Below are 12,786 nucleotides of genomic sequence, written 5' to 3'. Positions count from 1 at the left end.
TTCGTCAGACGCCAGCATATCCCTGGAGGCGCCGGCAGGGTCAACCCTGTTGCAATCGATCACAACTCTCTGATCTGGCCCAAGAAATCAGGCTGAGTGTCTTGACGGCTCTGCTCTTCGAGTAAACCCTGACCTTGTTGTTCAGATGCAGGGGTTTCACCATGAAGCATCCTCTGTTCACCTTCGCTCTGTCCTGTTCACTCCTGACCGGAGGAATGGCCTTGGCTCACCACGGCTGGGGTAGCTATGACGCCTCCAAGCAGATTTCCATCAACAGCTCAGTCAGGGAAGCCAACTGGCAGAACCCTCACGTGACGGTTGCCGTCACGCATGACAACAGGAACTGGGAGGCGGTTCTGGCGCCGCCGTTTCGCATGAACGCCCGTGGGCTCTCGCCCGAAATGCTCAAGCCTGGCACGCAGGTGACGATTGAAGGTTATCCTTCCACCCAGGTCGACAATGAGATGAGAGCAGAGCGGATCAGCGTCGGCGGCAGAATCTTCGAGCTTCGTTGACGTCCATGTATCTCGACATGCTCGCTGCACTTGAAGCATCCTGGCTTGGCCATACCGGGCGTCATTCGGCATGGCTTTATACCATTGCCAATCTCCTTCATGTTTTGGGAGCAGCCTTCGTTGTGGGCAGCATCGCAGTCTTCGATCTGAAGGTTCTTGCCGAACATGGAAAGAACGCTCAGCAGGTCGGCCGCTATGCCATTCCTCTCGCGGCGGCAGGAGTTGCGCTGCAAATCCCTACCGGCGTTCTTCTCCTCGCAGTCGAGGCCCGAGCGTTGGGCACGAACCCTGCCTTTTTCGCGAAGCTCGCCTTCATTGCCATCGGGCTCGTCAACGTTGCCCTGTTTCATGCCCGCTTCAATATTAATCTTCGTGCAGGCTCATTGCCCCCAGAGGCGCGAACCTATGCTCTCATTTCGCTGATTGCATGGATCGCCACCCTCTTGGCGGGCCGAATGATCGCCTATCTCTAGGCTTCTACTCTTCTCACGGTACAAAGCTGTTTTGACGGGATGTGGCATGCGCGTCTGGCTAACGTCACTCTGCGGGTTTCTCTTTGTCTGTGGAGCCGCCTTGGCTTCAACGGGCAATTCCGGCGAAACGGTTGAGCAGGCGTTATGCCGCCTCATCGAAGGGGCTGCGCAGCAGCGGGATATTCCGCGCGACTTTTTGACGAAGCTCATCTGGCAGGAAAGCTCGTTCCGCACCGGCGTGGTCAGCCCGGCAGGGGCTCAGGGCATTGCGCAATTCATGCCGGGGACGGCGAAGGAGCGCGGTCTCGTGGACCCGTTCGATCCGGAACAGGCTATCCCGAAAGCAGCCGAGCTGATTGCGGACCTTTCCGTACGTTTCGGGAATTTGGGCCTTGCAGCAGCAGCCTATAATGGTGGCCCCGCGCGCGTATCCTCATGGCTCGAGGGCCGTGGGAGCCTCCCCTTCGAGACCAGAAACTATGTCGCCGCGATTACAGGGCGGGACGTTGAAGATTGGGCAGCCGATCGCAAGAACGCCTCCGATCAGCAGGAGCGGAGCGAAACGAAGACAGGAACGGAAAGCTGCCAGCAGATCGTAGCGGTCCTGCGTCGACCGGGGCGGAGAGATGAGATTGAAGCGCCTTTTGCACCGTGGGGCGTCCAGCTGGCCGGCAATTTCTCAAAGTCGAAAGCCCTGTCGTCATACAGGCGCGCCAGTTCCGCTTATGCATCGGTGCTTCAGGATACGCGCCCCATGATCATTGGAACGAGGCTGCGTTACCGGGGGACGAGAACGTTCTATCGCGTGCGGGCTCCTGCTGAGTCACGCAAAGGCGCAGAAGAGCTTTGCCAAAAAATTCGGTCTCTCGGCGGCAGCTGCATCGTCCTGCCGAGCTAACGGAAAAGGCCCGGAACTTTCGATCCGGGCCTTGTTCAACTCTTATCGCCTCTGAGGCCGGAGGGAGCGCGCCAGCTCCCTGATGACATTGTCCTCGATGCTGAGATCGCTGTTCTCGTCCTCGGCGATCTCGACATCGGTCGATACTTGCGGCGCCTGCGCCGATGCACGGCCTTGTGCGGCAGGCGCGCCCCTCTCGGACGGTGCCGTGGATGCTGCACCTTCGACGATCTCGATATCGGCGTTCCTGGTCTGCTGCTGCTGTGGCGCATAGGAACGGCCAGTGCTGTAGCGGTTCTCAAGCGTATCGAGCAGGCTGTTGAGCGCTGCATTCGTCAGCGGAACCTCGGGCACCTGCGGTGCGCCGTTGAGCGCGATCGCGCGGTTCTGATAGGCCGCATCCGAAGTGACGTCTGGACCGAACCAGGAGAGAGGACGGAAATCCCGAGCCTCTTCCTCGCTCTCGAAGGATACCGCGATCATATCGAGAGGACCTGGCGTAACGAACCGAGCGATCTGCACATCGCGTGTACCGACCGTCAGATGCGTCATCAGATAGTCGATCTTTCCCGGTGTCACATCGAGCAAGGCTTCCGCATGAGCGCGCGGCACTTCCGTCCGCTCTTCGGTCGGCCCGTTGGGTCCTGCATGAACCAGAACGAGACTTCCCTTGTCGCCGTCCACGATGACGAAGGAGCTTCGATCGGCTTGGTTCGGAAAGTGGCCTTCGGCAATGCGATTGCCGCCTCTTTCCTTCCTGATCAAGCGCGCAAGCGACGAGGCAATGAGATAACGTCTGTAAGCAACCATTTTAAGCTCTCTGGTACAATGCGCGTAAACTCTTGCTGCCCTTAGAACTCGTTGCGTCAATGTTCAACAGAATGAAGTTTCGATTCATAGCCTGCATGCTTAGTCAGCATGACTCGCCACAAAACTACATTCTGGCGTGACACTCACTTGATCTCTTTAGGCCAACACCACTTTGTGCTCGCTTATGATGGCGTTCGGAAGGCAAACTTCAATGGAATACCCAGGAAGCTTCCGGGGTTTTGCAAACGGGGTTAATTCGTCAGTGAAAAGTCGACGTGTGACAAATGATAATCATCATGAGGCGCATGCGAAACGCATGCGCCTCATGTAATGTTAGTGAGTTCTCAGCAGGCCGCGCCCAGCAAGGTTTCTCATGAATGCCGTGAGGCCGAAGGTCCAGGGCTCACATTCCGAACTCGGCTTCATGCGGTTCACGAGCTTTCCAAGTTTTGGTGCTGCGATCGTGACGATGTCGCCGGTCTTGTGCGTAAACCCCATGCCAGGTTCGTTACGGTCCTGCGTCGGCGCGAACATGGTGCCGAGGAAAAGAGCGAACCCATCGGGGTATTGATGGTGGGGGCCGAGTGTCTGCGCAACGAGATCCTCAGGGTCGCGGCTGATCTTCGTAATCGATGACGAGCCTTCGAGCTTGAAGCCATCCTCGCCTTCCACAGTCAACGTAACATTGGTACTGCGAACGTCATCGAGGCTGAAACTCTCGTCGAAGAAGCGAATGAACGGGCCCAGTGCGCAGGACGCATTGTTATCTTTCGCCTTCGAGAGAAGAAGTGCCGACCGTCCTTCAAAGTCGCGCAGGTTCACGTCGTTACCCAGACTCGCGCCCACGATCCTGCCGTCGGCGGTAACGACGATCACCACTTCCGGCTCAGGATTGTTCCAGGTGGATTTGGGATGCAGTCCAGCGTCCATGAAGGCACCGACCGCCGACAAGGTCGGCGCCTTGGTGAACACCTCCGCATCCGGACCGATGCCGACTTCGAGGTACTGGCTCCAAGCACCTTGAGCGACGAGAACGTCCTTCAAAGCCATGGCTTCCTGCGATCCCGGCTTCAGACGGCTGAGATCGTCGCCAACCAGACGCAGGACTTCCGCCCGGATCGCAGCAGCGGCGCTTGCATCGCCGCGCGCCCGCTCCTCAATGACGCGCTCCAGCATGGACACGGCAAATGTCACGCCGGCCGCCTTGATCACCTGCAGGTCGACAGGTGCCAGGAGCCAGGGCTTGGATGTGTCGCGCTTGTCGGACGGCGTGTTGGCCATGAGTTCGTCGAGCGAGGCGATCCTCTCGCCCTGTGCCGTTTTCAGCGCCTGCGCCGGGTTCTCCGCTGCTGCCAGCTCGCTCATGGTCGCGAAGGAAGCGGAGATGTCGAAAACTCCATCCTCTCGGATGGCCACGACACAGGGGCCGATATCTGGCAGCCAGACGCGGCCCGCAAGAGCTCCACGATAACCATCAACAGGCAGGATATCCGCTGCATTCAATGAGGACAGGCGGTTCACAGGCTGGCACTCCCTTCCATCTCTGAAGGGCCTCCTGCCCTTCTTAGGCGCCAATATAGCGAGCTTGGCGTTGGAGCCTACCAACAAAAAGACAGAGACGGCATGACGGGTGAGCAGATCGGAACAAAGGTCGTTTGTGCTCCGTTCCGAACCGAAGCATTTCGATCAAGAAGGAAGCCTGCCTATGTCCGACACACCCAATCCGACACCGCCGCAGCCCGATGTCCCAAACCCTGCACCGCAGCCCGTCCATCCAGATCCCGGCCCCTCTGGTATTCCAAGCCCCGGAGAACCCTTGGGCGTTCCACCGACGACCCCAAGCGAAGCGCCGAGCCCCAGCGAGCCCACCGGTATTCCGCCGTCCAGCCCCCAGGAAATCCCAACCGGACCGCTAGGCTCTTAACGGCAGCCTGGAGATGTGCTTTCTGCAGACCATGAACACAGGAGTTCCTGCCCATGGACAATGGAAAGCCTTCAAACACGGCCCACCTCTCCTCTCCTTCCTACCGGCTGGCTGCCATGGATCAGGATTTCCTGCTGGGAGATTCCATGCGGGGAGTCCGATTTCAGCTGGAATACGCCAAGGCTGAGGAAAACCTTCGGATCTGGGGCGTGCGCTCCACCATCGTCGTGTTCGGGAGCGCCCGCGTTCACGAGAACGGCCCAGGTCGTCATTCATTCTGGCATGGAGAAGCTCGCGCTTTCGGCTCCATTGCCTCCCAGCGCGGCGGCGCCATGACAGCCACAGGCGGCATACGTGACAACGTGATCGCCACCGGCGGCGGACCGGGCATCATGGAGGCTGCCAATCGCGGAGCCTTTGACGTAGGCGCGCCGTCCATCGGCTTCAACATCACACTGCCGCACGAGCAGGAGCCGAACTCCTATTCGACTCCCGATCTCACCTTCCGATTCCACTACTTCGCCATGCGCAAGATGCATCTGGCGATGCGCGCCAATGCGCTCGTGGTCTTCCCTGGCGGGTTCGGCACTCTCGATGAGCTTTTCGAAATCCTGACTCTCCGCCAAACGGGCAAGGCGCCGCCGCTGCCGATCGTTCTGTTCGACAAAGCCTATTGGCAGTCGGTCATCAAGTTCGATGCGCTGCTCGAACACGGCATGGTCAGCCCCGATGACCGCAAGCTCGTCCACTTTGCGGAAACTGCGGAAGAGACGTGGGCCAAGCTGGTTGAAAACGGCCTTCTCGTCCCTACGAGCTGAATTGACAATCCAAGTGTCTTCAGATGTAATTCGTTTCATGGGGAATGCGATCTCCCCACGAGGCGACATGCCCAAGCATCGCATCCGCTCTAGCTTTTACGGATGCATCATGTCGTCATTCAACACCATTTCAGTCGAAAAACTCGCCCGGCTCATCGGCACTCCCAAGTGCCCCACTCTGATCGACGTCTGCGCAGACGAGGACTTTTCCACCAATCCGGGCATCCTCCCCTGTGCCATCCGGCGGCCTTACGGCGCCGTATCGGAATGGGCACATGAGTATGTCGGCCAATCTGTCGTTACGATCTGCCAGAAGGGACACAAACTCAGTCACGGCGCAGCAGCTTGGCTCCGCCATGCAGGGGCTTCGGCAGATGCTCTCGAAGGAGGAGTTCTCGCGTGGGCGCAGGCAGGGCTCCCCATGGTCCCAAAAGCGAAGCTTCCCTCGCGCGACTCACGGGGCCGTACGTTATGGGTCACCCGCTCGCGACCCAAGATCGATCGCATTGCCTGCCCCTGGTTGATCCGACGGTTTGTCGACCCCAATGCAGTGTTCCTGTTCGTCCCACCTTCCGAAGTCCAGGCTGTCGGTGAACGCTTCGGCACAACTCCTTTCGACATTGAGGGAGAAGGCGTGTTCTGGAGTCATCGGGGGGAACTCTGCACGTTTGACGTGATGATCGAGGAGTTCGGCCTCGAGACTGAACCCTTGAAGCGGCTTGCGACGATTGTCAGAGGCGCCGATACGGCACGCCTCGACCTTGCGCCTGAAGCGTCCGGCCTTCTTGCCGCATCGCTCGGTCTTTCACGCATCTTCACGGATGACCTCGCTCAACTCGACGCAGGCCTCCTACTGTACGATGCCTTCTATCGTTGGTGCCGCGATGCGACCGATGAGACGCACAATTGGCCCTCTAAGAAGGCGTAAAATGGAAACGATGACGCAAAGAACCGATGTAGAGCGTTCTCAGCGGAGACTTCATCATGGTGTCTCCTTGCGTGAAGCCTTTGGCGTGTGGTTGCGCGTCGCGGCGTTGAGCTTCGGCGGCCCTGCGGGCCAGATCGCAGTGATGCATCGCATTCTCGTTGAGGAAAAACGCTGGATCTCCGAGGAGCGTTTCCTCCACGCGCTGAACTATTGCATGCTCTTGCCGGGCCCCGAGGCGCAACAGCTCGCCACCTATATGGGGTGGCTCATGCACCGGACCCTCGGCGGCCTTATGGCGGGCGGATTATTCATTCTGCCTGGTGTCATCGCGATCATGGGCTTGAGCTGGATCTATGCGCTTTATGGCAATGTCGGCTTTGTCGCAGCCTTGTTCTTCGGTTTGAAGGCAGCCGTTCTCGCCATCGTTCTGGAAGCTGTCGTCCGGGTCGGCAGACGCGCGCTGAAGAACGCTCTGATGATCGGCATTGCAGCAGCAGCCTTCGTGGCGATTTTCTTTCTCGGAATTCCCTTTCCAATCATCATCCTTACCGCAGGCCTCATCGGCCTCGTCTCTGCACGAGCAGGTCTGCATTCACTCATTGGCGCAAGCAGCAATCCAGACGGAAAAGTGCACCCGGATGACCTGCTCGGCAATGATTTGCCCGCGCATGCTTATCCCAACAGCAGGCAAAGCCTGAGGGTAGCAAGTCTGTGGCTCTCCTTGTGGCTCATTCCCGTGATCGGGCTTCTGCTGATCCTTGGTCCGGACAATGTGTTCTCCCAGATTGCGCTGTTCTTTTCCAAGATAGCCATGGTCACATTCGGCGGCGCTTACGCGGTGCTGGCCTATGTGGCTCAGCAGGCGGTCGAGACCTATGGCTGGCTGAAACCAGGCGAGATGCTGGACGGCCTCGGCATGGCCGAGACGACACCTGGTCCGTTGATTATGGTATTGCAATTCGTGGGCTTCATGGGGGCATTCCGCGATCCAGGAGCGCTTCATCCGCTTGCGGCCGGAACGTTGGGCGGGCTCCTGGCCACCTGGGTGACCTTTGCCCCATGCTTTATGTGGATATTTCTCGGCGCACCCTACATCGAGGTGTTGCGCGGGAATCGTGCTCTCAGCGGCGCGCTGACCGCCATTACGGCAGCGGTCGTCGGCGTCATACTCAATCTGGCGATCTGGTTCGGGATTCACACGATCTTTCGTGAGACGCAGGACCTCACATGGGGACCTGTCAATGTGAGTGCGCCCGTCTGGGGCACCGTCAATGTCTGGGCGCTTCTTGTTTCAGCAGCCGCCGTCATCGCGATGTTCCGCTTCAAGGTGGGCATGCTGCCGACATTGGCGGCAACGTCCGCAGCAGGCATCGCACTCTACGCAAGCGGCATGCTCTCCTGATCGAGAGCATGGCGGACAGGAGAGAGGCAAAGTCTCGCCTCCCTCCCTCAATAGGATCAGGTCACGGACGAAATCTGCCCGCCGTCGACGCGCAGAATCGAACCGGTCATGAACGAGGCCTTCTCGCTGGCGAGGAACACGGCGGCAGCCGCGAATTCCTCGATCTCGCCATACCGGCCTGCCGGAATTCCGGCGCGAGCGGCAGCAGCCACATCCTCGACGGAGCGCCCTGTGCGCTCGGCATTGGCGGCATCGAGCTGCTTCAGGCGATCCGTTGCGATGCGCCCCGGCGCAATGGCATTGACGGTCACGCCGGAGGAGGCAACTTCGCTTGCGAGCGTCTTGCCCCAACCGACGAGCGCCGGGCGGATTGCGTTGGAGATAGCGAGGTTCGGGATCGGCTGAATGACACCCGAGGAGATCACCGAGATGATACGGCCGAACTTCCGCTCGACCATGCCGGGCAGCAGATGGTCGGCGATGCGCACGAGATTGACGAACATGGCATCGAACGACTGCCGCCACTGATCGGACGACACGCCCTGTGCCTTGCCGGGCGGCGGGCCGCCACTGTTGAGCACGAGAATATCGACGCCACCAAGAGCCGCGGTGATGTCCTTGGCAAGAGCATCGACTTGATCAACCTTGCCGGTGTCGCAGATGAAGGGCAACACATCCCGGCCGATCTTGTCGGCAGCGGCCTTCGAGCCTTCCATGGTGCGGCTAGCGATGGCGACGCGCGCGCCCTCCTCCGCTAGCCCCTGCGCGATGCCGAAGCCCAAACCTTTGCTTGCGCCGAGGACCAGCGCGCGCTTTCCTTCCAACCCTGTCTTCATTCTGTCAGACTCCTTCACGATTCCGAGCGCTCGATACGCTGCATCAACCAGTCGATTTCCGAGATGGTTTCCGGGCTCAGCTTCGGTCCCGGCTTGCGTAGCGTGTCATGGGCAATGATGCCGCGCTTCTTCAGCACGTATTTGCGGACGGCCAGACCTACTCCGGGCTGCGTCTCGTAGCGCACCAGCGGCAGATGACGGTCGAAGAGATCGTGCGCTTCCTTACGCTTGCCCTGGTTGATGAGGTTGACGACGCCCACAAGCATTTCCGGATAGGCATAGCCTGTCATGGCGCCATCGGCCCCGCGCTCCATCTCGAAGGGAAGGAAGAGGCCGCCGTTGCCGCAGAGAATGGAGACACGACGCACTTCTCCCTTGTCGCTCGCGCGGCGCAGGGTCGTGATCTTGTCCAATCCCGGCCAATCCTCATGCTTGAGCATGACACAGGAGGGGCTCTGCTCGATGATCCGCATGATCACCTTGGGCGTCATGACCACATTGGTGGTGAGCGGGTAATCCTGAAGGACGAAAGGAACATCCGCGCCGATGGCTTCGACCGCATCGGCGTAATAGGCGACGATCTGATCGTCGGTCTTGAGCGTCGAAGGCGGCGCGATCATCACGCCCGCGGCACCTGCATCCATCGCTTTTGCTGATAAGGCCGACATGGCGGCAAAACCTGCCGCCGAGACGCCCACGACTACCGGAACGCGTCCTGCCACCGCCTTCATGACCTGACGCACGAAGGCCTGCGACTCGTCAGATGTCAGCTTCGGGGCTTCACCCATGATGCCGAGAATCGTGAGACCCGTTGCGCCAGCTTCGAGATAGGCCTCAACCATCCGATCGGTAGAGGCCATATCGAGCCGCCCATCGCTCTCGAAGGGCGTGGGACAGATAACATAGACGCCGGCGGCAGAACTCGTGAGCAAGGCTTCCTCCTTGGAAAAGGCTTTTGTGTCAGCCCCTTCCATACACGGCCTCGCCGACGAATGCACCGCTCAAGTAGGCTTGCGGCCTACACTTCAATGCATGGATGGTATGTAGCCTTTAAAGCCCTTCGAGACGTTAACCGCGCCCGGAACCACCCTTCTTGCCGCCGCCATCCTGCTTGTTGACGGTAGCCCAAGCGCGCCGCTCGGCTTCCTTCTCCGAGAGGCCACGATTCTCGTAAGATTCTTCAATGTGCTCGGCCTTACGCTTCTGCTTGTCCGTATAGGCCGACTTGTCACCACGAGACATGTTTTTCTCCCTGGATTGAACCATCGAGCAGCCGCAAGCCCACAGAGGACCAGCGACGCTCTTTTGTTTCAACCCGGGCGCAACAGGTGGGTTCCGGGTGTGCTTATCAGCCGCTGTTGCGCAGGCCCGCCGCGATGCCGTTGATCGACAGGTGGATGCCCTGCACCACCTGCTCGTCCGCATCACCGGAACGGTGGCGCTTCAAAAGCTCGATCTGAAGATGGTTCAACGGATCGAGATAAGGGAAGCGGTTGCGGATGGAGCGAGCAAGAAGGGGATTTTTGTCGAGCAAGGTTTCCTGCTCCATGATTGCGAGTAGCGTCTTGATCGAGTCCTCCCATTCATGCCGTACCCTTGGGAAGATCGCCTGCCGCAAGCTCTCGTCCTCCACCAGCTTGGAATAGCGCGACGCGATGGCAATGTTGCTCTTGGCGAGAACCATGTCCATGTTCGACAGCAGCGCCTGAAAGAACGGCCACTCTCGATACATTTCCTGCAGGAGCGCCAAACCCGTATCCGGGTGCTTCTCCAGGAACTCCTTGACGGCGGAGCCGAAGCCGTACCAGCCCGGCAGCATGAGACGGCATTGAGCCCAGCCGAACACCCAGGGAATGGCACGCAAATCCTCGATGCGGCGCGAGTTCGTGCGCGAGGCAGGACGGCTGCCGATGTTGAGGTTGGCGATTTCGCCGATCACCGTCGATTCCCAGAAATAGCGTTCGAACCCTTCGGTCTCATATACGAGCGAACGATAAGCCTTGAAGGCGCTTTCAGAGAGCTCCTCCATGGCCTTGAGATAGTCCTCCCGCGGCGCCGGCTGCTCCGAATGGAGAAGGGATGCTTCCAAAGTGGCCGCCGCCAGGATTTCGAGATTGCGTCGTCCAAGATCCGGGTTCGAGTATTTGCCCGCAATTACCTCGCCTTGTTCTGTGATGCGGATGGCGCCCTGCACTGCGCCGGCCGGTTGCGCGAGAATAGCCTGATAGCTCGGCCCACCGCCGCGACCGACGGACCCGCCACGACCGTGGAAGAGCCGAAGTGCAACGCCATGGCGCTTGAACAAACCGACAAGATCGGTTTCCGCCTTGTAGAGTTCCCATCCTGAGGTGAGATAGCCGCCGTCCTTGTTGCTGTCGGAATAACCGAGCATCACCTCCTGCGCCTGCCCGCGGCTGCGCAGAAGGCGCATATAATCGGGCAATGCAAAGAGATCGCCCATGACGCGGCTGCAATTGCGCAAATCGGCGATGGTTTCGAAGAGCGGAATGATGTTGACCGCCATCTCTCCTTCCCGCGAACGCAGAAGGCCTGCTTCTTTGAGGAGAAGCGCAACCTCCAGAATATCGGAAGGATCGCTCGCTTTGGAGATCACGTAATTGGGCACAGACGCCTGCCCGTAGCGCCGATGCGATGCGGCTGCTTCATGAACGATGGCGAGTTCCTTTGTCGTCTCCTCCGAGTACTCCAGGTAGGGCGACGTCAACAGACGCGGTGTTCTGAGTTCTTCCAGAAGAAGTTCGACACGCTGCTCCTCCGACAATGTTTCGTAAGCTGTACCCGGAACGGCCTTCTCGAAAAGCTCGGCCACTACGCGCTGGTGCACGTCGGAGTTCTGGCGCAGGTCGAGACTTGCGAGATGGAATCCGAAGACATCGACTGCCCGGCGCAGACGGCGCAGGCGTCCGCGCGCAAGAGCACCGGATCCGTTGCTGACGAGCGAACGATGCAGGATGGACAGGTCCCCCAAGAATTCCTCGACACTGGCGTAGGCCGGCGCTTCGCCTACCGCATGGCGCGCGACATCGTCGTGACCGAAACCAGCAGCTGTTGCGGCCAAGCGCGCGTACATGCCTGTGATGGCGCGGCGGTAAGGCTCGTTCTGCCGATGCGGAGAAGCATCCGGCGAGGCCTTCGCCAAGGCATGAACCTGTTCGGAGGCGTTCACATAGCGCTCGTCAAGCGAGAGCTCACCGCCGAGGCAATGCAGCTCTTCCAGATAAAAGCCCAGAGCATGCTTGCTCTGGAGAAGCAGTGCCTGCCTGAGCGCGTCCGCCGTCACGAACGGGTTTCCGTCACGATCTCCACCGATCCAGCTTCCCATGCGCAGGAAGGACGGAATTTCCACACCTTGCCAAGTGGGGCTCATCTCCACAAGCTGGTCCTCCAGGGAGGCGTAGACGCGCGGCAACTCCTTGAAGAAAGTGTAATCGTAATAGGACAGGCCATTCACGACCTCGTCGATCACCTTCAGGCGGTTGCGGCGTAAAATGCTCGTCTGCCATAGGGTGAGGATGGCACGGCGAATGCTTTCCTCCGTAGCCGCCTCCTCTTCAGGCGTCAGCCTGTAACGGTCGCGCTGCGCCAGAATCTGAGAGATCTCCATCTCCCGGTCGATCGTGCTTTTGCGGCGCACCTCCGTCGGATGCGCAGTCAGAACAGGAGCAACCAGGGCGGAAGCGAAGAAGGCCTGCAGAGCTTCCTGACTGACGCCGGCTTCGAGCGCGAGCTTCAATGCACGGGCGAGCGTGCCTTCGCGGGGCTCTGGCGCTGTCACCGCATGGGCGCCGGCCATGGCATGGGCGCGGGACCGGCGCACATGGTGCTGATCCTCCGCGATGTTCGCGAGATGCGAGAAATAACTGTAGGCCCGAATGATCTGATTGGTGCGCCCTCGGGAGAGGCTATTCAGGATCGTCTCAAGTTCCGTGCGCGCTGCCTCGTCCTCATCCCGGTGGAATCGGATCGAGGTCTGCCGGATGCGCTCCACGATCTCGAAAACGGCCTCACCCTCCTGTTCGCGGATCGTGTCGCCGAGAAGGCGGCCCAGGAGCCGGATATCATCGCGAAGCGGAAAATCCTTTTCTGGCGTGACGTCGGGATTGATCAGGGACAAAGGGCTACTCCCGGTTCAGGCTTGATGCTGCACCGCGAAATAAAACC

11 protein-coding genes and 1 pseudogene are annotated in these 12,786 nt (G+C 59.6%); 6 read left to right on the top strand and 6 right to left on the bottom strand.

Going from position 1 to position 12,786, the window contains the following annotated elements; genetic code table 11:
• The first annotated feature begins 161 nt into the window (after positions 1–161).
• Genes BLP10_RS05565 through BLP10_RS05555 form a run of 3 tightly spaced genes read left to right on the top strand, consistent with a single transcriptional unit; the run spans position 162 to position 1,886 of the window.
• Positions 162–515, top strand: a complete 354-nt coding sequence (locus BLP10_RS05565) for a DUF6152 family protein (RefSeq protein WP_091131416.1) — start codon at positions 162–164, stop codon at positions 513–515.
• Complete coding sequence (locus tag BLP10_RS05560) at positions 512–988, top strand: hypothetical protein (protein ID WP_139165437.1); 477 nt, start codon at positions 512–514, stop codon at positions 986–988. The genes BLP10_RS05565 and BLP10_RS05560 overlap by 4 nt, the downstream gene beginning before the upstream one ends.
• A 46-nt stretch (positions 989–1,034) precedes the next feature.
• Positions 1,035–1,886: a lytic transglycosylase domain-containing protein gene (locus BLP10_RS05555; RefSeq protein WP_091131409.1), complete on the top strand. Its 852-nt coding sequence runs from the start codon at positions 1,035–1,037 to the stop codon at positions 1,884–1,886.
• 42 nt (positions 1,887–1,928) lie between these two features.
• On the opposite strand, the gene BLP10_RS05550 is transcribed toward BLP10_RS05555, so the two are convergent.
• Positions 1,929–2,696: a CYTH domain-containing protein gene (locus BLP10_RS05550; protein WP_091131405.1), complete on the bottom strand. Its 768-nt coding sequence runs from the start codon at positions 2,694–2,696 to the stop codon at positions 1,929–1,931.
• A 333-nt stretch (positions 2,697–3,029) separates the two neighbouring features.
• Positions 3,030–4,208 carry a fumarylacetoacetate hydrolase family protein gene (locus BLP10_RS05545; protein WP_091132113.1) on the bottom strand — a complete coding sequence of 393 codons (1,179 nt, stop codon included), beginning with the start codon at positions 4,206–4,208 and terminating at the stop codon, positions 3,030–3,032.
• 465 nt (positions 4,209–4,673) lie between these two features.
• Here BLP10_RS05545 and BLP10_RS05535 point away from each other — a divergent pair, with 465 nt between their 5' ends.
• From BLP10_RS05535 to chrA, 3 genes are all read left to right on the top strand, one after another.
• Positions 4,674–5,438 carry an LOG family protein gene (locus BLP10_RS05535; protein WP_091131398.1) on the top strand — a complete coding sequence of 255 codons (765 nt, stop codon included), beginning with the start codon at positions 4,674–4,676 and terminating at the stop codon, positions 5,436–5,438.
• A 109-nt stretch (positions 5,439–5,547) separates the two neighbouring features.
• Entirely contained in the window at positions 5,548–6,366 is an 819-nt protein-coding gene (locus tag BLP10_RS05530) for a chromate resistance protein ChrB domain-containing protein (protein ID WP_091132109.1), read from the top strand.
• 10 nt (positions 6,367–6,376) lie between these two features.
• The gene (chrA, locus tag BLP10_RS05525) at positions 6,377–7,768 is read left to right on the top strand and encodes a chromate efflux transporter (protein ID WP_091132105.1); all 1,392 of its coding nucleotides are present in this window, start codon (positions 6,377–6,379) and stop codon (positions 7,766–7,768) included.
• 56 nt (positions 7,769–7,824) lie between these two features.
• Here chrA and BLP10_RS05520 read toward each other — a convergent pair whose 3' ends face one another.
• From BLP10_RS05520 to ppc, 4 genes and pseudogenes are all read right to left on the bottom strand, one after another.
• Entirely contained in the window at positions 7,825–8,604 is a 780-nt protein-coding gene (locus tag BLP10_RS05520; protein ID WP_091131395.1) for an SDR family oxidoreductase, read from the bottom strand.
• A 14-nt stretch (positions 8,605–8,618) separates the two neighbouring features.
• Positions 8,619–9,536 carry a dihydrodipicolinate synthase family protein gene (locus BLP10_RS05515; RefSeq protein ID WP_244510405.1) on the bottom strand — a complete coding sequence of 306 codons (918 nt, stop codon included), beginning with the start codon at positions 9,534–9,536 and terminating at the stop codon, positions 8,619–8,621.
• Positions 9,537–9,675: 139 nt separating this feature from the next.
• Positions 9,676–9,846: pseudogene (locus BLP10_RS23080) on the bottom strand (plasmid stabilization protein); the annotation flags it as partial.
• A 106-nt stretch (positions 9,847–9,952) separates the two neighbouring features.
• The gene (gene ppc / locus BLP10_RS05510; protein ID WP_091131388.1) at positions 9,953–12,739 is read right to left on the bottom strand and encodes a phosphoenolpyruvate carboxylase; all 2,787 of its coding nucleotides are present in this window, start codon (positions 12,737–12,739) and stop codon (positions 9,953–9,955) included.
• Positions 12,740–12,786 lie beyond the last annotated feature (47 nt).

This window comes from Microvirga guangxiensis, from assembly GCF_900102135.1.
In the GTDB taxonomy this organism is placed as follows: Bacteria; Pseudomonadota; Alphaproteobacteria; order Rhizobiales; family Beijerinckiaceae; genus Microvirga; species Microvirga guangxiensis.
Note: the sequence above shows the minus strand (reverse complement) of the source record. Positions and strands in the feature narration are given on the sequence as shown.